A 26,932-nucleotide genomic window follows, 5' to 3' on the forward strand; every position below is an offset into this window, starting at 1 on the left:
GGCCCGTGGCCGTTTGCTGAAAAACAGCCAATCCAAGCCTGGTGTGGGTGCATAAAAAGCAAGATGCCCGCGAAACGCGGGCATCTTGAGTGCCAGGGGCAAGGGAACATCACACTCGTTCAAGCACGATCACGCTTGAAATCGAGTTATGCAGAGGTTCCTTAGCGACCTGATGAGAACAGGTCTTAAATGCACGCTGCAAAAAATTACAACTTGTTGCACGTGAGGCTGCTGCTGTCACTTCACGCACTCAGTCAATCTCTGCCTTGAGATAGTGCGCCCCGGCGATGGGGTTGAAGTAGTAGGGCTCGGTCTCTTCAAAGCCCAGGTCGGTATAGAGGTTGCGCGCGGCCTCCATGTCGTCCAGGGTGTCCAGCAGCACGCAGCTGTAGCCGCCTTGCCGGGCAGCGTCCAGCGTGGCTTCGGCCAGCTGGCGGCCCAGGCCAAAGCCGCGAAAGGCTTTGCGTACATACAGGCGCTTCATTTCTGCGGCGTTGGGAATGTCTGCATCATCCAGGGGCCGCAGCGCGCAGCAGCCTGCGGGCGTGCCGTCTACATAGGCCAGCAGTAGCGTGCCGCGTGGGGGCGCGTAGTCACCGGGTAGCTGGTCGACTTCGGCATCAAAGTTCTGAAAGGACAGGTCCAGGCCCAGGCTGTCGGCGTATTCGCGAAACAGTTGGGCGGTGTGCTGGATGTCTTCGGCGGAGGTGGCGATGTGGATCGCCACACAGGGCTGTTCTACAGTCAAAGCGCGTGTGTTGGGTTGGAAGCAGACGAGCTGCCAGTGTAGCCCCATGCGCGCAGCAAGGGCATAGGGTTAAAACGATGTGGCACGTGTCCAGACCCAATAGGCCATGACGGCGCAGGCTGCCGCAAACAGCAGGGCCGGCACCACGGCGCGCCAGCCGTCGCGGCTGGGGGGCAGGTCAACGGGCAGGCCGGTTTTGTCGCCATGCAGCATGGCAGGCACCAGCTTTTCTTTGCCAATCAGGCTGTACCAGGCAATAGCCGCCAGGTGCAGACCGATGACGGTGTACAGCAGCCACTGGCCCCAGGTCTTGTGCCAGGTGGTAGCCCAGGCAATGGTGTCGCCCGAGACATAGCGCACCAGTGAGCCGGCAAAGGCAATTTCATCGTCGCTGATCAGGCCTGTGCCCACCTGCATGCCAATGACCAGCAGCATGGCGATGACGGAGAGGGCACCCAGCGGGTTGTGCCCGGCTTTGTCCGCCGCTGTGCCTTGCCCCTTCAGATAGCGCAGCAGCCGGGCCGGGCCAGGGATGAAGGTGGTAAAGCGCGACCAGTGGCCGCCTGCAAAGCCCCAGAGTACACGAAACAGCAGCAAGCCCAGCACTGCATGGCCCAGTCGCAGGTGCCACTCCATGGCATTGCCGCCGATTTTGGCGGTGACAACCAGCGCAATGATGCTGGCAACCAGCAGCCAGTGAAACAGACGGGTGGGCAGATCCCAGATGCGAAGGCGGGTGGTGTTGGATGTGCGCATGCGTGAAATATAGGTGGCTGGTGGGAGAGCGTCGCTGTGGTGTATCAAAGCATGGGGATTCCGTTTGGGGAAACCTTGCGCTCGCGGCGATACTTCCCGCTGCACCTGCATATTGTTGTGTGTTTTATAGCAAGAAAGGAAGTGACCCCATGCGATTGAAGTCCCTCTCTGCTGCCGTGCTGGCAGTGTCTGCAGCGGTGGTGAGCATGGCTGCTTCGGCCGATACGCTGAAGTTTGCCAAGGCCGAAGATGCCATCAAGTACCGCCAGAATGTGTTTTTTGTGACCAGCCAGCACTTTGGCACCCTGGGTGCCATGGCCAATGGCCGCGCGCCGTTTGATGCGGAACTGGCCAAGCAGAATGCGCAGGTGCTGGAGACGCTGGCGGCACTGCCCTGGCAGGCTTTTGGCGCTGGCACAGAAGGTGGCAAGGCCAAGGCTGAGATCTGGAAGGAAAAGGCCAAGTTTGACGAAGCGGCCAAGAACTACGAAACCGAAATGGGCAAGCTGGCCGCTGCCGCCAAGACAGGCGATCTGGCCCAGTTGAAGGCCGCATTTGGCCCTGCAGCACAGACTTGCAAGGCTTGCCACGACGCCTTCCGCAACCGTTGATGGGCTGCGCTGAAAAGCGCTTTGCATAAAAAGTAGAGCTGCCAGCGCTTGTATTTACTAGGTTTCAGCATTAAAAAATGTTGAAACCTTGAAATATCAAGCGCTGGAAGCTCTCTTTTTTGATTCTTGGCGGGTCAGGCCTCTGCCAGCAGCTTTTCAATCAGCTGGTGCAGCTCCGCAAAGTCGGGCTGGCCGATATAGGTTTTCACAATCTCGCCCCGCTTGTTGACGATGTAGGTGGTGGGCGTGAGCTTGACATCGCCCCAGGCCTTGGCCACAGCGCCGGTGTTGTCGATGGCCACCTGAAACGGCAGCTGGCGCGACTGGGCAAAGTTCAGCACATAGCTGGGCGGGTCGTAGCTCATGGCCACGGCCAGGGTGTCGTAGCCCTGGTCCTTGTACTTGTTGTAGGTGGCAACGATCTCGGGCATCTCTGCCACACAGGTGGTGCAGCTGGTGGCCCAGAAATTCACCAGCGTGACCTTGCCGCGCAGGTCTTGCGTGGTCTTGCTGGAGCCGTCCAGCAGTACAAACTGGGTCTGCGGGGCCTGCTGCGCCCCTTCGCCAAAATAGACGTAAGCACCCAGACCCGCAAAAGCTGCAAGCGCTACGCCTGCCACGATGTGTTTGATTGCCATAGCGTTCTATTGTGCCGTGCTGCCCGGTGCGGCGGGGGCAAAGTCGGGCAAAGTGCGGGTCTATGGGGATGCTGTTTGTGCTTAGGTCCGTGAAACGGCTGCCGATAATGCAGACATGACCCAGCTCCAGACCTTGACGCGATACCTGGCCGCCGCCTGCACGATGCTGCTCGTGAGCGCCTGCAGCAATCCCGAGCCAGAACTGGCGTGGCAGCCCCTGTCACTCGATGAGGCGGGGCTGGAGATGCAGTTCCCCTGTGACCCGCAGTTCGCCCGTACGCCGGTGGACTTTGGCATGGGCATTGGCAGCGTGCCGGTCAGCATGGCGGGCTGTGATGCGGTGGACTCGACCTTTGCCATCTCGCACTGGCTGCTGGATGACCCCGAGCGCGCGGATGAAGCGCTGGCCTTCTGGCAGGCCGCCACGCTCACGCAGTTCAAGGCGGTGGACGGCGAGGGCAAGAAAAGCGGTGCACCTTTTGTGCCAGCAGGGGCCATGGATTTGCCGCGCTCCATCCTGGCATCGGTTGAGGGCGTAGGCCGTGCGGGCTGGACGGTGACAACGCACGGCGTCTGGTTTGCGCGGCAGGAGGGCGACAAGGCACGCATCTTCCACGCCGTGGTCTACGCGCCCAAGGCCTACCACGGCAATGCCCAGACGTTTTTTGACAGCATCGTGCTGAAATAGGGCACAGTGCCTGCGTCATGTCTGACGCGCAGCATGCGGTGATGCCCGGCAGGGCGCGCGGGCGCTGGCGTCATAATAGAGAGGAATGCTTATGTCTGGCACCGCAAATCACATTCTGCTAATCGCCCACGCACCGCTGGCACAAGCGCTGCGGGACTGCGCCGTCCATGTGTTTGCTGACTGTGTGAGCGATATCAGCGTGCTGGACGTTCCCCCCGATGAAGCCCCGGAAACCACGCTGGCCACGGCCCGTGCGCTGCTGGCACAAAGCGGAGCCGAACGTACCCTGGTGCTGGCGGATGTGCTGGGCGCCACCCCCAGCAATGTGGCACACCGGCTGGTGGAAGGCACGGCGGCCTGTCTGCTGGTGGGTGTGAACCTGCCCATGCTGCTGCGCGCCATCTGCTACCGCCATGAACCGCTGGCACAGCAGGCGCAGCGCGCGTTGACGGGCGGCCAGCAGGGCATGCTGCAGACCGGCGGTGCTGCACCGAACCAATCAACTTCTCAGAATTAACATGGTCAAGACCGAGATCACTATCAGCAACAAACTGGGCTTGCATGCGCGTGCCTCCGCCAAGCTGACCAAGCTGGCTGCGAGCTTCCCCTGCGATGTATGGATGAGCAAGGGCGATCGCCGCATCAATGCCAAGAGCATCATGGGCGTCATGATGCTGGCTGCTGGCATGGGCTCGGTGGTGGTACTGGAAACCGATGGGCCTCAGGAGCAGGAAGCGCTGGATGCGCTGGTGGCATTGATCAACGACAAGTTTGGTGAAGACCAGTAACAATCGCTGAGCAGTTTGTTTGGGGCGGTCCGACACCTAGCTTTGTGCAGACTGCGCGCAGTCAAGAAGGACTAGGACATGACATTTGCCATCCACGGGTTGGCGGTTTCGCGCGGTATTGCGATCGGGCGCGCTGTGGTCGTGGCTTCCAGCCGCGTTGAAGTACCACACTACTTTATCGAAGCATCTCAGGTGGAGGCAGAAATCGCCCGTGCGCGCCATGCGCGCAATGCGGTGGTCGATGAGCTGCAGCGCCTGGTGAGCGATCTGCCCGCCGATGCGCCGGGCGAGCTTGCAGCCTTGCTGGAAGTGCACCTCATGCTGTTGCAGGATGAGGTGCTGGCATCTGGCGTGCGGCACTGGATTTCCGAGCGGTTCTACAACGCCGAATGGGCGCTGATGACGCAGCTCGAGCAGATCTCGCGCCAGTTCGATGAGATGGAAGACCCCTATCTGCGCGAACGCAAGGCCGATCTGGAGCAGGTGGCCGACCGCATTCTGCGCTACATGCGCGGCATGGCGCCCAGTGAGCTGGCGCCTAGCGTGCTGGCCGAAAAAGTGGCCCAGCAGCCGGCACTCGATGGCATGACCGAGGCACCGCTGGTGCTGGTGGCGCAGGATTTGTCACCGGCTGACATGCTGCAGTTCCGGCGCAGCGTGTTTGCGGGTTTTGTGACGGCCGTAGGTGGCAAGACCAGCCACACCGCCATCGTGGCACGCAGCATGGACATTCCCGCCGTGGTGGGCGCGCGTGCCGCCAGCCAGCTGATCCGCCAGGACGACTGGGTCATCATTGATGGCAATCTCGGTATCGTGCTGGTAGACCCTTCCACCGTCATTCTGGAGCAGTACCGCTTTCGCCAGCGCCAGGACCTGCTCGAGCGTGAGCGCCTGGCGCGCCTGCGCCATACACCGGCGGTCACGCTGGATGGGCAGCACATCGAACTGCTGGCCAATATCGAGCAGCCGGATGATGCGGCTGTGGCCCTGCGTGCCGGGGCAGCAGGCGTTGGCCTGTTTCGCAGCGAATTCCTCTTCATGGGGCGCGAAGGCAAGCTGCCCGGTGAAGACGAGCAGTTTGAAGCCTATAAGACGGCCGTCGAAGGCATGCAGGGCCTGCCTGTGACCATTCGCACCATTGACGTGGGGGCAGACAAACCCCTGCAAAAAGGCAGCAAGGAAACCTCACTCAACCCCGCGCTGGGCCTGCGTGCCATTCGCTGGAGCTTGGCTGAGCCTGCCATGTTCCGCACCCAGCTGCGTGCCATTTTGCGGGCGGCAGCTTTTGGCAAGGTGCAGCTGCTGTTTCCCATGGTCTCGCACCAGCATGAGGCGCACAGCATCCTGGCGCAGGTCAGGCAGGCCAAGGCAGAGCTGCAGGCGCGTGGTGTGGTCTGCGGTGAAGTGCAGCTGGGCGCCATGATTGAGGTGCCTGCCGCAGCGCTCATGGTGCGCAGCCTGCTCAAGCACTTTGACTTTGTCTCCATTGGCACCAACGATCTGATTCAGTACACGCTGGCCATTGACCGTGCCGATGAAGCCGTAGCCCATCTGTATGACCCGCTGCACCCTGCCGTGCTGGAGCTGGTGGCGCAGGTCATTCGCACCGCCAATGAAATGGGTAAGCAGGTTTGTGTCTGCGGCGAAATGGCGGGCGACACCAGCATGACGCGCCTGCTGCTGGGCCTGGGGCTGCGCAGCTTCTCCATGCACCCCGCGCAGATTCTGAGCGTCAAGCAGGAAGTGCTGCGCGCCGATGCCCAGCGCCTGCAGCCCTGGGCACAGCAGGTGCTGGAAGCGGAAGAGCCCGCGACCATGCTGGAAGCAGCGGCCTGAGGACACTTTGTTACGCAAATTTATTTGCGAATAATTCTCAATTAATGTTAGTATCCACAGCACTGAGTCCTGAGATGCTGCTCTGGTGGGGTGCTCCAAGGGACTGCAGTGGTTCTGGTTTCATCGTGGGGCGACGAACAGGCCTGTAAAGCCTGCAGTCGTTTTTGCCAGCCAGCGGACTGCCCGGTTAGCCACGCATTTTTTTCGATGAAATATCGCTCTCAAAATGGAAGCTTTCAGTGCTTGTGCTGCAAGCTTTTTAAATATAAATAGCTTGCAATTGCTTGATCTTCAAGCGCTAATAGCTATAAAAAAAGCAGCTTCAAGCTGCTTTTTTTGTGGGTGCCTGCTGGGCGCTTACACGCCAGCCGCGTGGGCTTGCTGATCGGCGTGGTAGCTGGAGCGCACCATGGCGCCTACGGCTGCGTGCGTAAAGCCCATCTTGTAGGCCTCTTGCTCGAACATCTTGAACGTGTCGGGGTGCACATAGCGGCGCACAGGCAGGTGGCTGTTGGTGGGCGCCAGGTACTGGCCAATGGTCAGCATGTCGATGTTGTGGGCGCGCATGTCGCGCATGACTTCCAGAATTTCTTCGTCCGTCTCGCCCAGGCCCACCATCAGGCCGCTCTTGGTGGGCACATCAGGGTGCAGCGCCTTGAACTTCTTGAGTAGGTTCAGCGAGAACTGGTAGTCCGAGCCGGGGCGTGCTTCCTTGTACAGGCGTGGAATGGTCTCCAGGTTGTGGTTCATCACATCGGGAGGTGCTGCCTTGAGGATTTCCAGCGCACGGTCGTCACGGCCACGGAAGTCGGGCACCAGAATTTCAATCTGCGTCTCGGGCGACAGGGCGCGTGTCTGCTTGATGCACTCCACAAAGTGGCCAGAGCCGCCGTCGCGCAGGTCGTCGCGGTCCACGCTGGTGATCACCACATACTTCAGACGCAGGCGGGCAATGGTCTCGGCCAGCTTGCGGGGCTCGTCCACATCCAGCGGATCGGGGCGGCCGTGGCCCACGTCGCAGAAGGGGCAGCGGCGTGTGCACTTGTCACCCATGATCATGAAGGTGGCTGTGCCCTTGCCAAAGCATTCACCGATGTTGGGGCAGGAAGCCTCTTCGCAGACGGTGTGCAGCTTTTGCTCGCGCAGAATGTCCTTGATCTCGTAAAAACGTGTCGTGGGGCTGCCTGCTTTGACGCGGATCCACTCGGGCTTTTTCAGCACGGGCGCCTGTTCGACCTTGACGGGAATGCGGGAGAGCTTGGCGGCGGCCTTCTGCTTGGCCAGCGGGTTGTAGTTCTCGGCGGACTGCGCTTCGCGCACGACTTCGTTGCTGCTCATGGTAGATAGTCTCAGGGAGCCAGGCGGGCGATCAGCTCGTGGCCGAACACTTGCGCGGCCTCGCTCCAGGTTGTCTGAACGCCGATTGTAGAAAGATCGACGGTGGCCATGCCGGCGTACCCGCATGGATTGATGCGCTGATAGGGCTCTAGGTCCATGTCCACGTTCAGTGCCACGCCATGATAGGTGCAGTGGCGGCTGACCTTGATGCCCAAGGCTGCAATTTTGCCCAGGCCTGCAAAGTCAGGTTCAGGTGCGGCGCTGCCAGGCTCGCGGCGCTGAGGGCGTTGCTCCAGCATGGCATGGCTGCGCGGGTCATCGAGGCGCACATAGATGCCGGGCGCACCCGCTACGCGATGGCCTGTCACGCCGTAATAGGCCAGTGTGCGGATGACGGCTTCTTCCAGCCGGTACACATACTCTTTGACGAAGTAGCCCAGGCGCTGCAGATCCAGCAGCGGGTAGGCCACGACCTGACCGGGCCCATGGTAGGTCACCTGTCCACCGCGGTTGGTGGAGACCACGGGAATATTGCCGGGCACGAGCAGATGCTCCGCCTTGCCCGCAAGGCCCTGGGTGAAGGTGGGGTTGTGCTCGACCAGCCACAACGCATCGCTAGTAGCAGCATCGCGGTTGGCGGTGAAGGCCTGCATGGCCGCATTGCATGCGGCGTAGTCCACGCGGCCGATCAGACGTGCGTCCATGGCAGTAGCAGCAGTTCGTAATCAGAGCACCACTTTGACCATGGGGTGGCTGGTCAGCGCGCGGTAAAGGTCATCCAACTGTTCGCGGCTGGTCGCTGTCACGGTGATGGTCACACCCAGATATTTGCCGTTGCTGCTGGGGCGCAGTTCCACGGTAGAGGCGTCAAAGAAAGGGTCAAACTGCTTGGCTACAGTCGTGATCTGGTGTACCAGGTCGTCAGTGTGCAGACCCATCACCTTGATAGGAAACAGGCTGGGGTACTCGATCAGCGAGTCCTTGCGGGGTTCGGGAGATGCGGTGTCGTTCATGGCTGTGATGGGGTTGAAGTCAAAGGACTTTGCTTGGTTTCAGGCGCATTGTGCGCTATCGTTACAGCTTCGGCCCGAAGGCCGGCGCTGCAGGTGGAAGGATCACGCTGAGGAGGTCTGCCCGGCAGAAAAATGCCTTGGACCGTGTTGGTGTCTAGAGACAGACAGCATGGGATTGTCCGTAAAAACCCTTTGCCAAAGCCATAAGTCTTCGGTTGAAAAGGGGTTTCTACGTATAATCAGAGGCTTTGTAAAAATTCCGGTTTGAGTTTTGGCTCGCTGAACACATGAAACATCAAGCCCCTGAACTGGAATTTGAGGACGAAGAGTCGCAAATCAAGCCCCTGACGCCTGAAGAGGCTGAAGCGTGGCGCAAGCGCCAGCCCAAGATGTCCATGTGGCGCATTTTGGTGCTGCAAGCCCTGATGGGCGCTGCGGTTGCGCTGTTGGCTTGGTGGATTGCGGGTCGTGCAGCCGCTTGGTCAGCCGCCTATGGTGCGTTGGCCATCGTGGTGCCTGCAGCATTGTTCGCCCGGGGGGTGGCGCGCAACAGCGGCAGCGCAGCGCAGGCATCGGGCGCGATCGCAAGGCTGTTCGCCTGGGAGTTTGTCAAGCTGGTGCTGTGCATTGCCATGTTGGCGGCCGCTCCTCGCTTGGTGCCAAACCTGCACTGGCTGGCGTTGCTGGCAGGAATGGTGGTAACGATGAAAACGTACTGGCTCGTTCTGATTACAGGTCGAGCCAGTGTCCGAAAAACCGATTGATATTGAGAGAAGAGTTCACCGATGGCAGCCGACGCGCACGCTCCAACCGCAAGTGAATACATTGTTCACCACTTGCAGCACCTGCAAAATATCAAGCAGAACTCCATCATCGATTTCTCGGTGGTGAACATCGACTCGGTCGTGGTCAGTGTGATCTGCGGCGTTCTGGGTCTGTTCTTGCTGTGGTTGGGTGCCCGCAAGGCAACATCCGGTGTACCCGGCCGCTTCCAGGCTGCCGTAGAAATCTTGGTGGAAATGGTGGACAACCAAGCCAAGGCCAATATTCACAGCAACGAATCGCGCAAGTTCATCGCGCCTCTGGCTTTGACCGTGTTTGTCTGGATCTTCTTGATGAACGCCATGGACTTGCTGCCCGTGGACTTGCTGCCCGTACTGTGGCAAGGCGTCCAGGGTGATCCTCATGCCTATCTGCGTGTTGTGCCTACTGCTGACTTGTCGACCACTTTGGGTCTGTCGGTTGGTGTGCTGCTGCTGTGCTTCTACTACAGCGTCAAGATCAAGGGCGCAGGTGGCTGGGCACACGAACTGGTGACAGCTCCTTTTGGTACTTCTAAGAATCCTGTCTTCGCCCTGATCCTGGGTGTAGTCAATCTGCTGATGCAGATCATTGAATATGTTGCCAAGACGGTTTCGCACGGTATGCGACTGTTCGGCAATATGTACGCTGGTGAGTTGGTGTTCTGCCTGATTGCCCTGATGGGCGGTGCGGCTGCCATGTCGCTCTCTGGTGTGTTGCTCCCCGTGGGGCACATCATTGCGGGCTCTATCTGGGCGATCTTCCACATCTTGATCATCACCCTGCAGGCCTTCATTTTCATGATGCTGACGCTGATTTACCTCGGCCAGGCGCATGAAGCCCACTGACCTTTCCCTTTCACTTCAACTTTCCCTTAATCTCTAGGAGTCATCATGGAAAACATTCTCGGTCTCGTCGCTCTGGCTTGTGGTCTGATCGTTGGTCTGGGCGCTATCGGCGCTTCGATCGGTATCGCGCTGATGGGCGGTAAGTTCCTGGAATCCTCGGCTCGCCAGCCTGAGCTGATCAACGAACTGCAAACCAAGATGTTCATCTTGGCTGGTCTGATCGACGCTGCTTTCCTGATCGGTGTTGCTATCGCTCTGCTGTTCGCTTTCGCCAACCCCTTCGTCCTGGCCTAAGCTCCGATCAACGCCCTAGAAAGAAAGGTGTTGCCGTGAGTATCAACGCGACCCTGTTCGTTCAGTGCATCGTTTTCTTGATCCTGGTGCTGTTCACGATGAAGTTCGTGTGGCCCCCGATCGCGAAGGCGTTGGACGAGCGAGCCCAGAAAATCGCCGATGGCCTCGCTGCTGCTGACAAGGCTAAGTCTGAGCTCAGCGCTGCTAACAAGCGCGTAGAGCAAGAACTGGCCCAGACACGCAACGAGACAGCATCGCGGCTTGCGGACGCCGATCGCCGCGCCCAGGCCATCATTGAAGAAGCCAAGGCGCGCGCGACAGAAGAAGGCAACAAGATTGTTGCCGCTGCCCGTGCCGAAGCCGAACAGCAAGCTGTCGCAGCCCGCGAGGCATTGCGTGAGCAAGTCGCCGCATTGGCTGTGAAGGGCGCTGAGCAAATCCTCCGCCGTGAGGTGAATGCCGGCGTTCATGCTGATCTGTTGAACCGCCTGAAGACAGAGCTGTAAGGAAAGCAAATATGGCAGAACTCGCCACCATTGCCCGCCCTTACGCCGAAGCCTTGTTCAAAGCCTGCGCCGACACCGGCGCTGACTTGAGCAGCACTGTCGCTTGGGTGGAGGAATTGGCGGCGATTGCCGCCGATCCACAATTGCGCCAACTGGCTGACAGCCCCAAGGTGACGAACGAGCAGGTGCTCGAAGTCATCACCGGCGTGGCCCGTTCGGCTTTGCCGGATGCTGCACGCAACTTCCTGCGCGTCATCATTGAGAACGGCCGTCTGGATGCGCTGCCCGAAGTGGCACTGCAGTTCCGTGGTCTTGTGAACCGCCGCAACGGCTCGTCGGATGCCATCGTCTACAGCGCTTTCCCTGTGGATGATGCTGCGCTGGCAGGCATCGGCGAAGCGCTGGAGAAGCGCTTTGGACGCAAGCTGAACCTGTCTGTAGAGATCGACGAATCTTTGATTGGCGGCGTTCGCGTTGTGGTGGGCGACGAGGTGCTGGATACCTCCGTCAAGGCCCGTCTGGAACAAATGAAAGCGGCCCTCACTGCGTAAGTACGCGGATTGAGGTCTCGGCTAACTAAAGAAAGAAGGAAAGAGTCATGCAACTCAATCCCGCAGAAATTTCTGAACTGATTAAGAGCCGCATCGAAGGTCTGGAAGCCAGCAGCGATATCCGTAATCAAGGCACCGTGGTGTCGGTGACCGACGGTATCGTGCGCGTCCATGGCTTGTCCGACGTGATGCAAGGCGAAATGTTGGAATTCCCCGCTACAGCAGATGGCCAGCCTTCCTACGGCCTGGCTCTGAACCTGGAGCGTGATTCCGTGGGTGCCGTGGTGCTGGGTGAGTACACCCACATCGCTGAAGGTGACACTGTGAAGTGCACCGGCCGTATCCTGGAAGTGCCTGTTGGTCCCGAGCTGGTTGGCCGTGTGGTGAACGCGCTGGGTCAGCCAATCGACGGCAAGGGTCCCATCAACGCCAAGATGACCGACGTGATCGAAAAGGTTGCACCTGGTGTGATCGCACGTCAGTCCGTGGACCAGCCTCTGCAGACTGGTATCAAGGCTATTGACTCCATGGTTCCCGTGGGCCGTGGTCAGCGTGAGCTGATCATTGGTGACCGTCAGACTGGTAAGACTGCTGTGGCTATCGACGCCATCATCAACCAGAAGGGCCAAGGCGTTACCTGTATCTACGTGGCTATTGGTCAGAAGGCTTCTTCGATCAAGAACGTGGTGCGCTCTCTGGAGCAAGCTGGCGCGATGGATTACACCATCGTGGTGGCAGCTACGGCTTCCGAATCCGCTGCTATGCAGTACGTGTCTGCCTACGCAGGCTGCACCATGGGCGAATACTTCCGCGACCGCGGTCAAGACGCCCTGATCGTGTATGACGACCTGTCCAAGCAGGCTGTGGCTTACCGTCAAGTGTCGCTGCTGCTGCGTCGTCCTCCAGGACGTGAAGCTTTCCCTGGCGACGTGTTCTATCTCCACTCGCGTCTGCTGGAGCGTGCTGCTCGCGTGAACGCTGACTACGTTGAGAAGTTCACCAATGGCGAAGTCAAGGGCAAGACCGGTTCTCTGACTGCTCTGCCTATCATCGAAACACAGGCTGGCGACGTGTCCGCTTTTGTTCCTACGAACGTGATTTCGATTACTGACGGCCAGATCTTCCTGGAAACCAACCTGTTCAACTCTGGTATCCGTCCCGCTATTAACGCTGGTATCTCCGTGTCCCGCGTGGGTGGTGCTGCTCAGACCAAGCTGGTGAAGGGCCTGTCCGGTGGTATCCGTACCGACCTGGCGCAGTACCGTGAACTGGCCGCTTTCGCGCAGTTTGCTTCCGACCTGGACGAAGCAACCCGCAAGCAGCTGGACCGTGGTGCACGCGTGACCGAACTGCTCAAGCAAGCCCAGTATTCGCCTCTGAACACTGCCTTGATGGGTGCTTCGCTGTTCGCCGTGAACAAGGGTTTCATGGACGACATCGATGTGAAGAAGGTTCTGGAATTCGAAGCTGGTCTGCACCAGTTCCTGAAGACCAGCCATGGCGCATTGCTGGACCGTCTGAACCAAAACCGTGCTTTCGACAAGGAAGGCAAGGACGAAGCTGAATTGACCGCTGCCATCGCTGCGTTCAAGAAGTCGTTCGCTTAATTCGGACGAGGAGCCATCATGGCAGCAGGCAAGGAAATACGCGGCAAGATCAAATCGGTGGAAAACACCAAGAAGATCACTAAAGCCATGGAAATGGTGGCAGCCTCCAAGATGCGCAAGGCGCAGGAGCGGATGCTGGCCGCCCGTCCATACAGCGAGAAAGTCCGCAATATTGCAGCCCATCTTGGCGAAGCCAACCCCGAGTACGTGCATCCATTCATGAAAGTGAATGCAGATGCAAAGAAGGCCGGCGTCATCGTTGTGACGACGGACAAGGGGTTGTGCGGCGGCATGAACACCAACGTGTTGCGTGCCGTCACCAACAAGTTGCGCGAACTGCAAGATGCAGGCGTTTCTGCTGAGACCGTCGCCATTGGCAACAAGGGACTGGCGTTCCTGAACCGTATTGGTGCCAAGGTGGTCTCTCAAGCTACAGCACTGGGCGATACGCCCGTGCTTGACAAGCTCATCGGGCCTGTCAAGGTGCTGCTGGATCAATACGCTGAAGGCAAGCTGAGCGCGGTGTATCTGTGCTACACCAAGTTCATCAACACCATGAAGCAAGAGTCGGTGGTGGAGCAGCTGCTTCCATTGTCGAACGAGCAAATGCAAGCCGAGAAGACGGGTGCATCGTGGGAATACATCTACGAACCTGACGCACAGAGCGTGATCGACGATCTGCTGGTGCGTTACGTGGAATCCCTCGTTTACCAGGCTGTTGCGGAAAACATGGCGTCCGAGCAATCGGCGCGCATGGTGGCCATGAAGGCCGCAACCGACAACGCGGGCAACGTCATCAGCGAGTTGAAGCTGGTCTACAACAAGACGCGTCAGGCAGCCATTACGACCGAGTTGTCGGAAATCGTGGCCGGCGCCGCTGCTGTGTAAACGGCTTTAACAGACAAACAGATTGGAGCAAAGAATGGCTCAAGTACAAGGCAAGATTGTTCAATGTATCGGCGCCGTGGTGGACGTGGAGTTCCCACGTGACCAGATGCCCAAGGTGTACGACGCCCTGAAGCTGGAAGGCTCGGCCCTGACTCTGGAAGTGCAGCAGCAGCTGGGTGACGGCATCGTCCGTACCATTGCGCTGGGTTCTTCTGACGGCCTGAAGCGCGGCCTGATGGTGACCAACACTGGTGCTGCCATCAGCGTGCCCGTGGGTCCCGCTACCCTGGGCCGTATCATGGACGTGCTGGGTAACCCCATCGACGAACGCGGTCCCGTGGATCAAACCACGACTGCTTCCATCCACCGCAAGGCTCCTGCATACGACGAACTGTCGCCTTCGCAGGAACTGCTGGAAACCGGTATCAAGGTGATCGACCTGGTTTGCCCCTTCGCCAAGGGCGGTAAGGTGGGCCTGTTCGGTGGTGCCGGTGTGGGCAAGACCGTGAACATGATGGAGTTGATCAACAACATCGCTAAGGCACACTCGGGTCTGTCCGTGTTTGCTGGTGTTGGTGAGCGTACCCGTGAAGGTAACGACTTTTACCACGAAATGTCTGACGCAGGCGTGGTGAACCAGGAGAACCTGGGCGAGTCCAAGGTGGCCATGGTTTACGGCCAGATGAACGAGCCTCCAGGAAACCGTCTGCGCGTTGCGCTGACTGGCCTGACCATGGCTGAAGCCTTCCGTGACGAAGGCCGTGACGTGCTGTTCTTCGTGGACAATATCTACCGTTACACCCTGGCTGGTACCGAAGTGTCCGCTCTGCTGGGTCGTATGCCTTCTGCCGTGGGTTACCAGCCTACACTGGCCGAAGAAATGGGCCGCCTGCAAGAGCGTATTACTTCCACCAAGGTGGGTTCGATTACTTCGATCCAGGCCGTGTACGTGCCTGCTGACGACTTGACCGACCCCTCGCCAGCGACCACTTTTGCGCACTTGGACTCCACCGTGGTGCTGTCCCGTGACATCGCTGCTCTGGGTATCTACCCTGCTGTGGACCCTCTGGACTCCACCAGCCGTCAGCTGGACCCTCAAGTGGTTGGCGAAGAGCACTACAAGGTGGCTCGTCAGGTGCAAGGTACGCTGCAGCGCTACAAGGAACTGCGTGACATCATCGCAATTCTGGGTATGGACGAGCTGGCCCCCGAAGACAAGCTGACAGTGGCACGCGCTCGTAAGATCCAGCGTTTCCTGTCGCAGCCTTTCCACGTGGCTGAAGTGTTTACCGGCGCTCCTGGCAAGTACGTGCCTCTGGCCGAAACCATCCGTGGTTTCAAGATGATTGTTGCCGGTGAGTGCGACCATCTGCCCGAGCAGGCGTTCTACATGGTCGGTACCATCGACGAAGCCTTCGAAAAGGCCAAGAAGCTGGCTGCTTAATTGCCGTGAAGACCGGGGTGCAAGCCTCGGTTTCCCTCGCAAAAAAGCCCAGTCCCACCTTTTCAAGGAGCAAAGATGAACACCATCCATGTTGATGTGGTCAGCGCAGAAGAATCCCTGTTCTCGGGTGAGGCACGCTTTGTGGCTCTGCCTGGTGCAGCAGGCGAGTTGGGCATTTTGCCCAAGCACACTCCGCTGATCTCTCGCATCAAGCCCGGTTCCGTGCGCATCGAACTGCCCGATGGCAGCGAAGAGTTCATCTTCGTGGCTGGCGGCATTTTGGAAGTGCAACCCAACTGTGTGACCGTGCTGTCCGACACCGCCATCCGTGGCAAGGATCTGGACGAAGAAAAAGCACGCGCTGCACAGGCGGCTGCCGAAGAAGCCATGAGAAACGCCAGCAATGACGTGGATCTGGCCAAGGCCCAGTCTGAACTGGCTGTGCTGGCAGCCCAGATGGCCGCCCTGCGCAAGTTCCGCGGCAAGCACTGATCTGCTGCAAAGCCGAACCAAAAAAGCCACCGCCAGGTGGCTTTTTTATGTGTATTACACCAAAAAAAAGGAGCTGCCAGCGCAGGTGGCTTCTAGCTTTCAAAGATAAATATATTCGAAACCCTTGATCTACAAGCGCTAGAAGCTCTTATTTTTAGAGTGCTGCGTGTTCTGGGTGATCGAAAAGAATTTTTCGGCTTTTGTATCCTTTCGCCAGCTCTCCCTAGATGGCAGTGATGCCTCGGAATGCCGCGGTTGAAAAGAACGTTTCAATCTTTGGCAAATCGCCCCTGCACCACAGGTGCATTCGGCAGACCTGCATCTGGCTCCACAGCGGTGTGTGCATCGCGTGGGAAGTGCGTGGCGAGCAGCTCCGTCATACGTACCAGAGCGGTTTCCATGCCTTGCGCAAATACTCCGTGTTGAAACGACTGGCGCATGTCCTGCACCAGCGCCTGCCAGGTAGCTTCCGGCACCGCACGTGCCAGCGCGCGGTCAGCGATGATTTCAATCGCATGGTCGGCCAAGAGCAGGTAAATCAGGACACCATTGTTGTGTTCCGTATCCCAGGTGCGCAGCTTGCCAAACAGGCCAATGGCACGTTCGCGTGCGCTGGCATCGCGCCAGATGTAGCTGTAGGGCAGACCGCCTTCCACACACAGGCGAATCTGTCCGGTGTGCAGGCGCTCGCTGTGTGCAACCTGCTGTTCCAGATGCTGCAGCACTTGTGCTGGGAAAGCGTGAGCGACGGCGTTTTCTGACCAGCGGTGGCGCCATAGACGGGCAATGCGTTGACTGAGCGTTGTCATGGCTTACCACCTCCCGGAGGCACCGCCGCCCCCAAAACTGCCGCCGCCACCGGAGCGGAATCCTCCACCGCCAAAGCCTCCGCTGCGGCCACCGCCAAAACCGCCGCCGCCAATAAAAGGGCCTCTACCTCCACGGTCACCGCCCTTGCCGCTGTTGGAGAGCAGGGTCAACAGCAGGGCCACCACAGCAGCAAGGCCTGCCAGCAGCAGGCTGGCGGTAAACAGATAGGCCAGCAGGCCGGTTGCGCCGCCAACGAGCAAAGCGCCAAGCTTATTGCCAAAAATACGGCGGATGACAGGGCCGATCACCATCACGCCAAAGAACAGAAAGATGGCCAGCCCTTCCAGATCAGCCTCGTCTGCATGGCTGGGCTGTTGCGACGGTGGTGGCAGAGCTTCGCCTGCAATCCGGGCGCCCACCTGGTCAATCGCCGCCAGAATGCCTCCCGCGTAATCGTTCTGGCGAAAGAAGGGCGCCATTTGCTGGTCAATGATGCGTGCGGCTACCAGATCAGGAATGGCGCCTTCCAGCGCACGTGCGACTTCCATGCGCATGCGGCGGTCATCCTTGGCAATCACGATCAGCAAGCCATCACCAACGTCCTTGCGGCCTATCTTCCAGTCGCTGGCGACGCGGTGGGCATAGGGTGCAATGTCTTCTGGTGCAGTGGTCGGGACCATGAGCACGACGACTTGCGAGCCGGATTTTTCTTCCAGGCTGCGCAGGCGCGCTTCAATGGCTGCGGTCTGCTCTGCGCTCAGGGTGCCCGTCTGGTCGATCACACGGGCCGTCAGCGCAGGCACGGGCTGTAATGGCTGGGCAAGTGCAGCATGCCAGGGGACAAGAACAGCAAAAATCAGAGCTGTCAGCGCCTGCCATATAAGCGTTAAAGCCATGTTTGCATCCTCGTCTATCTGCAGCCAGAAGCAGGCTGCATGGCCTTATTTGCTGCCAAAATCCACGGTGGGTGGGCGTGAGATTTCTGCTTCGTTCTGCACGGTGAAGTTAGGCTTGGGGTCATAGCCAAACACCATGCCGGTCAGGTTCGTGGGAAAGCTGCGAGCCAGTACGTTGTATTCCTGCACGGCCTGGATATAGGCATTGCGTGCCACGGTGATACGGTTTTCCGTGCCTTCCAGCGTCACGCGCAAATCGCGGAAGGCCTGATTGGCCTGCAGCTGCGGGTATTGCTCAGCGACCACCATCAGGCGCGACAGTGCGCTGGACAGCTCGCCCTGGGCTTGCTGGAATTTTTCAAAGGCAGCGGGGTCGTTGATCAGCTCAGGTGTTGCCTGAATAGATGTGGCCTTGGCACGTGCATCGATGACCTTGGTCAGCGTTTCCTGCTCGAAATTGGCCTCACCTTTGACAGATGCCACGATGTTGGGCACCAGATCTGCACGGCGCTGGTACTGGTTCAGGACCTCGCTCCACTTGGACTTGGTCACTTCATCCAGACGCTGGAAATCGTTGTAGCCGCAACCTGTGAGCGCGGAGACCACCAGCATGGTGGCAAGCATGCGTTTCATAGTGTGCTTCCTTTTGTGATGAGGCAGAGCAGTTGCTGCCCATTGTGCGGATGGACGTAGCCGCAGTTTGTAGGGCAACAGCGTGCCAAGCATGGCGCGTTGCGGTTATCTTTGCAAGTTCTGCAAGAGAGGTGCACAAGCATGGATGACATCGTGAAACAAGCACTGCTCAAGTGGCCGAATGTGCCTGCCTGCTGGGGCTGGCTGGGGCTGGACAGTCGCGGCCAGTGGTGGCTGCGTGATGCGCAGACCCAGGCACAGGGCGCATTTCCTCAGAGCAAGGGCACGCGCGTAGAGCACGAGAAGCTGCTGGCCTTTATTGCCCGCAATTACGAGGCCAACGAGCACGGGGAATGGTTTTTTCAGAACGGCCCGCAGCGTGTCTATGTGGAACTTGAAAACACACCCATGGTGTGGCGTGTGCATGAGGCAGACAAAGTGGTCGCACACACAGGCATGCAGGCGCAGCAGGTGCAGCAATGCCTGATGGATGAAGACGGCAGGGTCTATCTGCTGTGCGATGGCGTGCTGGGATTGGTGCATTCACAGGACATGCTGCAGGTGGCCCAGTGCATCGAAGCCGGTATCTGGGAGGTACAGGAAGCGCAGGCCGAGCAGCTACCGCAGCGTTTTGGCTTTGTGCGCAGCCCGCAGCAGATGCAGAGCGCATAAAAAAAGGATCCAGAAAAAGGATCCTTTTTTGTAGCGTGCAGCGCAGTATTACTGAGCGCTTTCACCTTCCTTGGCTTCAGGCTGTGGCTCTGGGAAGTTGGCACCTGCCGCATTGGCCATGTAGGCCACAGCACGCGCAATTTCCAGATCATTGAAGTTGCCACCGCCTTGTGGGGCCATGGCTCCCTTGCCCTTGAGCGCAGCTTGCACCAGGGCATCAAAACCTTGACCCAGACGAGGGCCCCATTCAGCAGCATCACCAAATTTGGGCGCGCCAGACACGCCGGTTGCGTGGCAGGCAGCGCACTGACCCTTGTAGACCTCTTCGCCATTGACCAGAGGGCGGTCAACATTGGAGCGAATCTCCACCGAGCCAACTTTTTGCAAACGCTTGGCCTGTGCCAGCTCCGCAGCAGCGGAGTGCGAGACAGGCTCGTGCGATGACTTCAACAGGCTGACCAAACCAACGCACAGAACAAGTGCGAGAACTAGGGTAACAAGCAGTGGATTGAATTTTTTGTGAGAGCCTGCGTGGCCTTCTTGGTGGTGCTTTTCGCTCATGGCATCCTCAGGTGATCGTGGGCAGGAAAAACCAACGAAAAATTATATCGAGTCGGCTTTTTTTGCCTCTACCCAGAGTGCCCAAAGAATAGGCACTCTGGGGCAGAGTTGATGCACCTCAATGATTGTGGTCTTGAGGCTTGCCAAGACTGGCTTGTGTCCAGCCACCACCCAGGGCCTTGTACAGGTTGATCTGATTCAGGCGCTGTGCCAGGCGCACCTGCACGTCAGCCTGCTCCAGCGCGAACAGAGAGCGCTGCGCATCCAGCAGGTCCAGATAGCTGGACACACCGTTACGGTAGCGCAGTTCGGCCAGTTGCAGGCGGCGGCGCTCGGCCTCGGTCTGCGCGAGCTGTGCAGCCTGCTGCTCGGCCAGTGCCGACTGGCTGTTGAGCGCGTCAGAAACTTCCTTGAAGCTGGTCTGGATGGCCTTTTCGTACTGCGCAACGGCGATGGCGCGCGCAGCCTTGCTGGCTTCCAGATTCGCGGTCAGACGACCCCCTGTGAAGATGGGCAGGTTCAGCGTAGGGCCTACATTAAAGCCCCAGGTACCGCTGTTAAACAGATTCGACAGCTCATTGCTGACGCTGCCGTACTGTGCGGTGAGCGAGATGCTGGGGAAGAAGGCCGCACGTGCCGCACCAATATTGGCATTGGCCGCCAGCAGCTGCTGTTCGGCCGCACGCAGGTCGGGGCGACGGGCCAGCAGATCCGAAGGCAGTCCAGCAGGGATGTCGGCCATGGGCGCGATATCCGCCAGCTTGCTGCCGGTCAGGCTGGCCAGAATCTCGGCCGGAATGGGCTGACCCAGTAGCAGTGCCAGGGCACTTTCATCCAGACTGCGCTGGCGCTTTTGCTGGGCATAGGTGGCGCGTGCCGCCTGTGCCAGCGACTCAATCTGGCTCAGATCCAGCGCCGACGTGACGCCTGCTTCATAGCTCAGCTGTGCCAGCTTGGCGGAGGCTTCGCGTGTTTCCAGCGTGCGGCGCGAGATGTCGAGCAGCTCTTCGTCCGCAATCAGCGTCAGCCATCCCTGGGCCACGCTGCTGACCAGGGCCAGCTCGCTGGCCTGGCGGCTGGCATCGGTCGCGAAGTATTGCGCCAGCGCAGCTTCCTTGAGGCTGCGCAGGCGGCCGAAGAAGTCAAGCTCCCAGGCAGAGATGGCCACACCTGCAGAGAAGGTGTTACCTAGGTCCCCAGTGACCTGGCTGTTGCCGCGGTTGGCGGAGGCTACGCCACCTACGCTGGGGAAAATCGCTGCGCGCTCAATCTGGAACTGGGCACGTGCTTTTTCCACATTCAGGGCAGCCACCCGCAGGTCGCGGTTGTTTTCCAGCGCAATGCGGATGAGCTGCTGCAGGCGTGGGTCGGTGAAATAGTCGCTCCATGCCATGGAAACGGGAGCCGCATCTGCCTGTGCAGCAGCCGGATAGGCATTGGGCACGGGCAGGGGCGGCGCCTCGTAGGCTGGGATCAGCGAACACCCTGCCAGGGTGCTCGCTGCGGCGAGAGTCAGAATACTCAGTGAATTACGCATGATGCTCCTCTGCTGTGCTGCCTGCAGTGGAGGCAGGGCCTTGCGGCTGATGGGGTTTGACCTTGAAGAAGCGCCGCACCACCACAAAGAAGACGGGCACAAAGAACACGGCCAGCAAAGTGCCCGTGAAAATGCCGCCCAGCACGCTGGTGCCAATGGCACGCTGGCTGGCAGCGCTGGCGCCGCTGGCCATGAACAGTGGCACCACACCCAGACCGAAGGCCAGCGAGGTCATGATGATGGGGCGGAAGCGCAGGTGGGCTGCCTCCAGCGCCGCGGCAATCACGCTCTTGCCTTCTGCCTGCAGGTCCTTGGCGAACTCGATGATCAGAATCGCGTTCTTCGCAGACAGACCAATCACGGTGACCAGACCCACCTGGAAGTAAATGTCATTGGAGTAGTTGCGCAGCAAGGTCGCCAGCAACACACCAATCACACCCAGAGGCACGACCAGAATCACGGACAGCGGAATGCTCCAGCTCTCATACAGCGCAGCCAGGCACAGGAACACGGCCAGGATGGCGAAGCTGTAGAGGATGATGGACTGCGAGCCTGCCAGCTTTTCCTGGAAGGACTGACCGGTCCACTCGTAGCCAAAGCCGTCAGGCAGCTGAGCCATCAGGCGCTGCACTTCTTCCATGGCATCACCCGTGCTGTAGCCCGGTGCAGGGGCCCCGGAAATTCGCATGGCCGGATAGCCGTTATAGCGCACGCTTTGCTGAGGACCCTTTACCCAGGACACGGTGGCAAATGCCGACAGTGGCACGGGCTGGCCCTGAGCGTTCATCGCGTTGAGCTTGAGCAGCTCATCAGGCTGCATGCGCGCAGCTGCTTCTGCCTGCACGATGACGCGCTGCATGCGACCGCGGTTGGGGAAGTCGTTCACGTAGGACGAGCCCATGGCCGTCGAGATGACAGCATTGATGCTGTCAAACGGCACACCCAGTGCATTGGCCTTTTCGCGGTCGATGTCCACGCGGATCTGTGGTGCATCTTCCAGTCCATCTGGACGCACTTGCGCCAGGATGGGGCTTTGTGCCGCCATGCCGAGGAACATGTTCCGTGCGTTCACTAGTGCTTCGTGACCAAGATCGGCACGGTCCTGCAGGCGTACGTTAAAGCCAGCAGACATGCCCAGCGCGGGGATGGGCGGTGGGCTCAGTGCAAACACAATGGCATCGCGGATACCGCCTGTCGCAGCCATGATTCGCCCGGCAATGGCTTCGGCCTGCTCGCCTGGTTTGGTGCGTTCGCCCCAGTTTTTCAGCGTGACAAAGCCCAGACCAGCGTTCTGGCCCTGACCCGAGAAGCTGAAGCCCACCACGCTGACCATGTCGGTGACTTCGGGCTGTGCCAGCACGAACTTTTCGACCTGCTCGACAACTGCCTCAGTGCGCTCAGCGGTTGCACCCGCAGGCAGCTGGACGTTGACGATCAGCGTGCCCTGGTCTTCATTGGGCAGGAAGGCCGTGGGCAGACGGTTGTAGAACAGGACCACGGCACCAATGATGGCCACGTAGATCAGCATGTAGCGACCTGCGCGGTGCAGCATGTGATTGACAGCGCCTTCGTAGCGCTTGGCGCTCTTGGCGAAGCTGCGGTTGAACCAGGCAAAAAAGCCCTTGCCTTCCAGGTGGTGACCAGCCTTGACAGGCTTGAGCAAGCTGGCGCACAGCGCAGGCGTGAGCGACAGCGCCATGAACGCCGAGAAAGCGATCGAGGCCACCATCACCGTTGCAAACTGGCGATAGATATTGCCGGTAGAACCACTGAAGAAAGCCAGCGGTACGAACACCGAGATCAGCACCACTGTCACGCCCACAATCGCGCCAGAGATCTGGCCCATGGCCTTGCGCGTGGCCTCCTTGGGAGGCAGACCTTCCTCGCTCATGATGCGCTCGACGTTTTCCACCACCACGATGGCGTCGTCCACCACGATACCGATCACCAGCACCATGCCAAACATGGTCAGCACGTTGATCGAGAAGCCCAGCGCCAGCAGTGTTGCAAACGTACCCAGCAGGGCCACAGGCACTACGACGGTTGGGATCAGTGTGTAGCGCCAGTTCTGCAGGAACAGGAACATCACCAGAAACACCAGCACCACGGCTTCAATCAGCGTATGGGCCACCTTGGTGATCGAGATGGACACAAAGGTTGAGCTGTCGTAGGGGATGGACCAGGTCATGCCTTGGGGGAAGAACTGCTGCAACTGCTCCATCTTGGCGCGTACTGCCTGGGATGCAGCCAGAGCATTGCCGGAGGGCGAAAGCTGCACACCAATGCCCGCCGCAGGATGGCCGTTCAGACGTGCCGATGTGGCATAGCTCTGACCACCGATTTCCACGCGAGCCACATCCTTGAGGCGTACGGTGGAGCCGTCTGTATTGGCACGCAGAATGATGTTCTGGAAGGCCTCCACCGTACCGAGCTGGCCGGGGATGGTGACCGTAGCAGTAATGGCCTGGCCAGGCAGGCTGGGCAGATCACCAATGGAGCCACTGGATACCTGCGCATTCTGTGCGCGGATGGCACTGATGACCTCAGCAGACGACAGCTTGAAGCCTTCCAGCTTGCCGGGGTCCAGCCAGATGCGCATGGCCTGTTCGGTACCAAACAGCTGCACCTGGCCTATGCCAGGCAGGCGCTGGATTTCTGGCACCACGTTGCGCGATGCGTAGTCACCCAGGCGCACCACATCCCATTCGGGGTCTGAGGTGGCCAGCATGGCAAACAGCAGAAAGTCCGATGCGGACTTATCGACTGTGACACCCTGCTGCGTCACGATGGAGGGCAGGCGCGGCGTGGCGCGCGCCAGCCGGTTCTGTACGTCCACCTGGGCCAGTTCAGGGTCAGTGCCTTGCTCGAAAGTGATGGTCAGTGAGCCTGTACCGTTGGACTGGGCGACCGACTCCATGTACAGCAAGCCTGTGGCGCCGTTCATTTCGCGCTCGATCACCGCCAGCACACTTTCTTCCAGTGTCTGTGCAGAGGCGCCAGGATAGGCTGCACTCACCACAATGGAAGGCGGTGCGACAGGTGGGTACTGCGCAATAGGCAGCTGGGTGATGGCAACTGCCCCCAGCACGCTGATAAATAGCGCCACCACCCATGCAAAAATGGGACGCTCAATAAAGAATTTAGCCATGTGACAAGGTCCTCGTGCTTACTTGGCCGTGGCTGCAGGGGCTTGAGAAGCGGGCGCAGCAGACTCTGCAGCACCGGACTTCCATGGAACGGGCTTTACAGCCGTGCCCGGTGGCATCAGTTGCAGTTTCTCCAGACCATCCACGACAACCTGTTCACCAGGCTGCAGACCTTCCTGAACAATCCATTGGTTGTTTTGCGCCATGCTGATCTGCACATTGCGTGTGCTGAGCTTGCCGTCCTTGTCCAGAACGGTCACAGTATTGCCTTGCTGGGTGCGTGTCACGGCCTGCTGGGGCAGAGCGATCACGTTATCAGCCTTGGCGGCTTCCATGCGGATGCGCACGTACAGACCAGGCAGCAGCAATCCTTTGGGGTTGGGCACTTCTGCACGCAGCGTGACTTGGCCCGTAGTGGGGTCTACCGAAATATCGCTGAACAGCAGCTTGCCGTTGAGTTCGTACTCCGTGCCATCATCGAGCAGCACTGTGACTTCTGTGGCCGCTTTGCCAGCAGAGGTGTATTGTCCATCACTCAAAGCCTTACGCAGCTTGAGAGAGTCGGCTGCAGACTGGGTGAAGTTCACGTAGACAGGGTCAATCTGCTGAATCACGGCCAGCGGTGTTGCAGTACCTTGACCTACCAGCGCACCTTCTGTGACCAGCGCCTGCCCAATACGGCCAGAGATGGGGGCGGTTACACGTGCGTAGTCCAGATTGATCTTGGCGCTGCGAACGCTGGCCTTGGCTGCAGCCACTTCCGCCTGAGCCTGCTTTTGTGCGGCTTCTGCGTTGACGAAATCCTGCTTGCTAATGGCATTGGCTTCCACCAGCGGGCGATAGCGTTCGAGCTGCGAGCTGGTCTGCTGTAGATTTGCTTCTGCACGAGCCAGTGCAGCCTGGGCGTTCTGCAGCGCTGCTTCATAAGGCGCTGAATCAATCACGTACAGCAGTTGTCCAGCCTTGACATCCGAGCCTTCGGCAAAAACGCGTTTTTGCACGATGCCCGCGACTCGTGCGCGTACTTCCGCGACACGCGAAGCATCCACACGGCCTGGAAGCTCTGTCATTACCCCCACTTGTGTGGGTTGCACCGTAATAACGCCGACAGGCAGTGCAGGAGCGCCTTGGCTGGCTTGTGGAGCCGGGTCTTCTTTGCTACAGGCGGTCAGAGCGAGGGCGCATGCTAAAGCCAAAGGGGCTGGGCGCGCGCAGCGCAGCCATGTGAGGACATGCCTCAGTGGAAGTGATTTCATGGAAGTCCTTCTGGATAACTCAGCGTAAAGATACTGAAGTGCGTTGCGGCAAAGAGTCAGTAAACTCCGTATTTGCATATACATACAATCATGTATGTATCTTGGCGAGGATTTTAAACGCTAGCAGATGTTGCGCCTAGGATGTGCAGGAAAGGATAAGGGAAATGGTGCGTAGAACCAAGGCAGACGCAGAGGCAACACGCGATCAGTTATTGGATGCGGCGCAAACTGTTTTTTACGAAAAAGGAGTGGCCGGCGCCTCGCTTGCTGAAGTGGCTAAAGAGGCCGGGCTAACGCGTGGCGCTATCTATTGGCACTTTGAAGACAAGGTAGATTTGTTTAATGCCTTGTTGCGCAGAACCACGCTGCCTTTTGAGCAGGCATTGCAGGCGGCGGAGATTGCAGACAGCAATTGCCCTGCTTTGGCGGTGGTTCTGGACGCTTTTCGCTTGGTGTTGTACAGCGTCAGTACGGATGAGGATACCCGGCGAGTTTTTGATATTGCCATCCATAAAACCGAGTGTGTGGGCGAGCTTCTGGCGGTGCGTGAGCGTCGTATGCAGGAAGCGCAGGAGTTTGTCATGCACATGGAGCATGTACTGAGCCAGGCAGCTGAACAGCAGCAACTGGAGCTGCGTATGCCTGTACTGAGTGCCGCCCGAGGCTTGCATGCCGTGTTCTGTGGCGTCTTGCATGCATGGCTGCTTTATCCGCAGGCTCCTTTTGCTCTAGAAGAAGAAGGGATGCTGGCAGTCTCTTGTTACTTGCAGGGCTTGGGTTTTCGTGTGGATGCAATAAAAAATGCGAATTTCCCGAAAAAAGGACAAAGTGCAGGTTAGAATTGCGCCTGCTGATTTTTACTGGTTCTCGTGCAGCAGGCGTCGAAAGCGGCTGTAGCTCAGTGGATAGAGTATTGGCCTCCGAAGCCAAGGGTCGTGGGTTCGATCCCCGCCAGCCGCGCCAAGAGCCAAAGTTAAAAAATATGTAGCAGTATTTTTTAAGACTAAAAAATCGTGCTACAATTGAGATCTTCACGGAGAGGTGCCCGAGTGGCTAAAGGGGGCAGACTGTAAATCTGTTGGCTTACGCCTACACTGGTTCGAATCCAGTCCTCTCCACCATCTTTAGAGGTGGTTGAATATCTTGCATCGCAAGGCGATGCGCGCAAACACAAGGTTTGCGGGAGTAGTTCAATGGTAGAACCCTAGCCTTCCAAGCTAATGACGCGGGTTCGATTCCCGTCTCCCGCTCCAATAATTTGTATAAGTTTGCTGGAAGGCAGGCTTATGCCCATGTGGCTCAGTGGTAGAGCACTCCCTTGGTAAGGGAGAGGTCGGCAGTTCGATCCTGCCCATGGGCACCAGTTCTTTGGGTGCTTCTGTGTTAGATGGTTGCGCCGATACCTCGTTAGCATTTGGTTTTTTTCGGAGTCGAAAAAATGGCAAAAGAAAAATTCGAGCGTACCAAGCCCCACGTGAACGTGGGTACTATTGGCCACGTTGACCACGGTAAGACCACTCTGACAGCTGCTATCGCTACTGTGCTGTCCAAGCACTTCGGCGGCGAAGCTAAGG

At 58.8% G+C, this 26,932-nt stretch carries 30 protein-coding genes and 4 tRNA genes; 21 read left to right on the plus strand and 13 right to left on the minus strand.

What is annotated here, in order from left to right; all coding sequences use genetic code 11:
- Window positions 1-250: 250 nt before the first annotated feature.
- Both F7P80_RS15890 and F7P80_RS15895 read right to left on the minus strand, forming a co-directional pair.
- Window positions 251-796 (minus strand): GNAT family N-acetyltransferase, encoded by a 546-nt coding sequence (locus F7P80_RS15890; protein WP_054065845.1) that lies wholly within the window; start codon window positions 794-796, stop codon window positions 251-253.
- A gap of 21 nt (window positions 797-817) precedes the next feature.
- A complete protein-coding gene (locus tag F7P80_RS15895) occupies window positions 818-1,504 on the minus strand; it encodes a cytochrome b/b6 domain-containing protein (protein WP_151046018.1) in 687 nt (228 codons plus the stop codon).
- A gap of 155 nt (window positions 1,505-1,659) precedes the next feature.
- Between F7P80_RS15895 and F7P80_RS15900 the strand changes: the two genes are divergently transcribed.
- A complete protein-coding gene (locus F7P80_RS15900; RefSeq protein WP_114070897.1) occupies window positions 1,660-2,115 on the plus strand; it encodes a c-type cytochrome in 456 nt (151 codons plus the stop codon).
- 134 nt (window positions 2,116-2,249) lie between these two features.
- Here F7P80_RS15900 and F7P80_RS15905 read toward each other — a convergent pair whose 3' ends face one another.
- Window positions 2,250-2,753 carry a TlpA disulfide reductase family protein gene (locus F7P80_RS15905; protein WP_054065848.1) on the minus strand — a complete coding sequence of 168 codons (504 nt, stop codon included), beginning with the start codon at window positions 2,751-2,753 and terminating at the stop codon, window positions 2,250-2,252.
- A gap of 115 nt (window positions 2,754-2,868) precedes the next feature.
- On the opposite strand from F7P80_RS15905, the gene F7P80_RS15910 reads away from it, so the two are divergent.
- The 4 genes from F7P80_RS15910 (at window position 2,869) to ptsP (ending at window position 6,065) form a co-directional block, all read left to right on the plus strand.
- A complete protein-coding gene (locus tag F7P80_RS15910; RefSeq protein ID WP_151046020.1) occupies window positions 2,869-3,441 on the plus strand; it encodes a hypothetical protein in 573 nt (190 codons plus the stop codon).
- Between the two features lie 91 nt (window positions 3,442-3,532).
- The gene (locus tag F7P80_RS15915) at window positions 3,533-3,958 is read left to right on the plus strand and encodes a PTS sugar transporter subunit IIA (RefSeq protein WP_054065850.1); all 426 of its coding nucleotides are present in this window, start codon (window positions 3,533-3,535) and stop codon (window positions 3,956-3,958) included.
- 1 nt (window position 3,959) lies between these two features.
- Window positions 3,960-4,229: an HPr family phosphocarrier protein gene (locus F7P80_RS15920; RefSeq protein WP_054065851.1), complete on the plus strand. Its 270-nt coding sequence runs from the start codon at window positions 3,960-3,962 to the stop codon at window positions 4,227-4,229.
- 78 nt (window positions 4,230-4,307) lie between these two features.
- Window positions 4,308-6,065: a phosphoenolpyruvate--protein phosphotransferase gene (gene ptsP / locus F7P80_RS15925; RefSeq protein ID WP_151046022.1), complete on the plus strand. Its 1,758-nt coding sequence runs from the start codon at window positions 4,308-4,310 to the stop codon at window positions 6,063-6,065.
- A 357-nt stretch (window positions 6,066-6,422) separates the two neighbouring features.
- Here ptsP and lipA read toward each other — a convergent pair whose 3' ends face one another.
- Genes lipA through F7P80_RS15940 form a run of 3 tightly spaced genes read right to left on the minus strand, consistent with a single transcriptional unit; the run spans window position 6,423 to window position 8,416 of the window.
- Window positions 6,423-7,403, minus strand: a complete 981-nt coding sequence (gene lipA / locus F7P80_RS15930; RefSeq protein ID WP_058879702.1) for a lipoyl synthase — start codon at window positions 7,401-7,403, stop codon at window positions 6,423-6,425.
- A gap of 11 nt (window positions 7,404-7,414) precedes the next feature.
- Complete coding sequence (gene lipB, locus F7P80_RS15935; RefSeq protein WP_054065854.1) at window positions 7,415-8,107, minus strand: lipoyl(octanoyl) transferase LipB; 693 nt, start codon at window positions 8,105-8,107, stop codon at window positions 7,415-7,417.
- Window positions 8,108-8,128: 21 nt separating this feature from the next.
- Window positions 8,129-8,416 carry a YbeD family protein gene (locus F7P80_RS15940; protein ID WP_151046024.1) on the minus strand — a complete coding sequence of 96 codons (288 nt, stop codon included), beginning with the start codon at window positions 8,414-8,416 and terminating at the stop codon, window positions 8,129-8,131.
- Between the two features lie 287 nt (window positions 8,417-8,703).
- Between F7P80_RS15940 and F7P80_RS15945 the strand changes: the two genes are divergently transcribed.
- From F7P80_RS15945 to F7P80_RS15985, 9 genes are all read left to right on the plus strand, one after another.
- Window positions 8,704-9,180, plus strand: a complete 477-nt coding sequence (locus F7P80_RS15945; RefSeq protein WP_151046026.1) for an ATP synthase subunit I — start codon at window positions 8,704-8,706, stop codon at window positions 9,178-9,180.
- Window positions 9,181-9,201: 21 nt separating this feature from the next.
- On the plus strand, window positions 9,202-10,065 hold the full coding sequence (atpB, locus tag F7P80_RS15950) for a F0F1 ATP synthase subunit A (RefSeq protein WP_054065857.1): 864 nt from the start codon (window positions 9,202-9,204) through the stop codon (window positions 10,063-10,065).
- A gap of 45 nt (window positions 10,066-10,110) precedes the next feature.
- Complete coding sequence (atpE, locus tag F7P80_RS15955; protein ID WP_011803767.1) at window positions 10,111-10,359, plus strand: F0F1 ATP synthase subunit C; 249 nt, start codon at window positions 10,111-10,113, stop codon at window positions 10,357-10,359.
- Between the two features lie 35 nt (window positions 10,360-10,394).
- Window positions 10,395-10,865 carry a F0F1 ATP synthase subunit B gene (locus F7P80_RS15960; protein ID WP_054065858.1) on the plus strand — a complete coding sequence of 157 codons (471 nt, stop codon included), beginning with the start codon at window positions 10,395-10,397 and terminating at the stop codon, window positions 10,863-10,865.
- Window positions 10,866-10,876: 11 nt separating this feature from the next.
- Entirely contained in the window at window positions 10,877-11,416 is a 540-nt protein-coding gene (locus F7P80_RS15965; protein ID WP_054065859.1) for a F0F1 ATP synthase subunit delta, read from the plus strand.
- 47 nt (window positions 11,417-11,463) lie between these two features.
- Window positions 11,464-13,023 carry a F0F1 ATP synthase subunit alpha gene (atpA, locus tag F7P80_RS15970; protein ID WP_054065860.1) on the plus strand — a complete coding sequence of 520 codons (1,560 nt, stop codon included), beginning with the start codon at window positions 11,464-11,466 and terminating at the stop codon, window positions 13,021-13,023.
- 18 nt (window positions 13,024-13,041) lie between these two features.
- Window positions 13,042-13,911, plus strand: a complete 870-nt coding sequence (gene atpG / locus F7P80_RS15975; protein WP_054065861.1) for a F0F1 ATP synthase subunit gamma — start codon at window positions 13,042-13,044, stop codon at window positions 13,909-13,911.
- Window positions 13,912-13,945: 34 nt separating this feature from the next.
- On the plus strand, window positions 13,946-15,355 hold the full coding sequence (gene atpD, locus F7P80_RS15980) for a F0F1 ATP synthase subunit beta (RefSeq protein ID WP_054065862.1): 1,410 nt from the start codon (window positions 13,946-13,948) through the stop codon (window positions 15,353-15,355).
- A gap of 75 nt (window positions 15,356-15,430) precedes the next feature.
- Window positions 15,431-15,847, plus strand: coding sequence for a F0F1 ATP synthase subunit epsilon (locus F7P80_RS15985; RefSeq protein ID WP_054065863.1), 417 nt, complete (start codon window positions 15,431-15,433; stop codon window positions 15,845-15,847).
- A gap of 269 nt (window positions 15,848-16,116) precedes the next feature.
- Here F7P80_RS15985 and F7P80_RS15990 read toward each other — a convergent pair whose 3' ends face one another.
- From F7P80_RS15990 to F7P80_RS16000, 3 genes are read right to left on the minus strand one after another with little or no spacing between them, the layout of a single operon-like run.
- Window positions 16,117-16,656 (minus strand): TPM domain-containing protein, encoded by a 540-nt coding sequence (locus tag F7P80_RS15990; protein WP_151046028.1) that lies wholly within the window; start codon window positions 16,654-16,656, stop codon window positions 16,117-16,119.
- A 3-nt stretch (window positions 16,657-16,659) separates the two neighbouring features.
- Entirely contained in the window at window positions 16,660-17,553 is an 894-nt protein-coding gene (locus F7P80_RS15995; RefSeq protein WP_151046030.1) for a TPM domain-containing protein, read from the minus strand.
- Between the two features lie 45 nt (window positions 17,554-17,598).
- Window positions 17,599-18,186 carry a LemA family protein gene (locus F7P80_RS16000; protein WP_151046032.1) on the minus strand — a complete coding sequence of 196 codons (588 nt, stop codon included), beginning with the start codon at window positions 18,184-18,186 and terminating at the stop codon, window positions 17,599-17,601.
- Between the two features lie 141 nt (window positions 18,187-18,327).
- Between F7P80_RS16000 and F7P80_RS16005 the strand changes: the two genes are divergently transcribed.
- Complete coding sequence (locus F7P80_RS16005) at window positions 18,328-18,858, plus strand: DUF2946 family protein (RefSeq protein WP_151046034.1); 531 nt, start codon at window positions 18,328-18,330, stop codon at window positions 18,856-18,858.
- 48 nt (window positions 18,859-18,906) lie between these two features.
- Here the strand turns inward: F7P80_RS16005 and F7P80_RS16010 are convergent, their stop codons facing one another.
- From F7P80_RS16010 to F7P80_RS16025, 4 genes are all read right to left on the minus strand, one after another.
- Window positions 18,907-19,308, minus strand: coding sequence for a c-type cytochrome (locus tag F7P80_RS16010; RefSeq protein ID WP_240183999.1), 402 nt, complete (start codon window positions 19,306-19,308; stop codon window positions 18,907-18,909).
- A gap of 229 nt (window positions 19,309-19,537) precedes the next feature.
- Window positions 19,538-20,956, minus strand: a complete 1,419-nt coding sequence (locus F7P80_RS16015) for an efflux transporter outer membrane subunit (protein WP_058879706.1) — start codon at window positions 20,954-20,956, stop codon at window positions 19,538-19,540.
- Window positions 20,949-24,104: an efflux RND transporter permease subunit gene (locus tag F7P80_RS16020; RefSeq protein ID WP_151046036.1), complete on the minus strand. Its 3,156-nt coding sequence runs from the start codon at window positions 24,102-24,104 to the stop codon at window positions 20,949-20,951. The genes F7P80_RS16015 and F7P80_RS16020 overlap by 8 nt, the downstream gene beginning before the upstream one ends.
- A gap of 18 nt (window positions 24,105-24,122) precedes the next feature.
- Window positions 24,123-25,358, minus strand: coding sequence for an efflux RND transporter periplasmic adaptor subunit (locus tag F7P80_RS16025; RefSeq protein WP_058879708.1), 1,236 nt, complete (start codon window positions 25,356-25,358; stop codon window positions 24,123-24,125).
- Between the two features lie 164 nt (window positions 25,359-25,522).
- On the opposite strand from F7P80_RS16025, the gene F7P80_RS16030 reads away from it, so the two are divergent.
- From F7P80_RS16030 to F7P80_RS16055, 6 genes are all read left to right on the plus strand, one after another.
- Complete coding sequence (locus F7P80_RS16030) at window positions 25,523-26,197, plus strand: TetR family transcriptional regulator (RefSeq protein ID WP_151046038.1); 675 nt, start codon at window positions 25,523-25,525, stop codon at window positions 26,195-26,197.
- A gap of 48 nt (window positions 26,198-26,245) precedes the next feature.
- A tRNA-Arg gene (locus F7P80_RS16035) sits at window positions 26,246-26,321 on the plus strand.
- Window positions 26,322-26,393: 72 nt separating this feature from the next.
- Window positions 26,394-26,479, plus strand: a tRNA-Tyr gene (locus F7P80_RS16040).
- Between the two features lie 58 nt (window positions 26,480-26,537).
- Window positions 26,538-26,611, plus strand: a tRNA-Gly gene (locus tag F7P80_RS16045).
- 35 nt (window positions 26,612-26,646) lie between these two features.
- Window positions 26,647-26,721: transfer RNA gene (locus F7P80_RS16050), tRNA-Thr, on the plus strand.
- Between the two features lie 75 nt (window positions 26,722-26,796).
- The coding region (locus F7P80_RS16055; protein WP_249041504.1) for a GTP-binding protein at window positions 26,797-26,932 on the plus strand (136 nt) is incomplete at its 3' end.

It is taken from the genome of Comamonas kerstersii, from assembly GCF_008801935.1.
GTDB classification, from domain to species: domain Bacteria; phylum Pseudomonadota; class Gammaproteobacteria; order Burkholderiales; family Burkholderiaceae_C; genus Comamonas; species Comamonas kerstersii.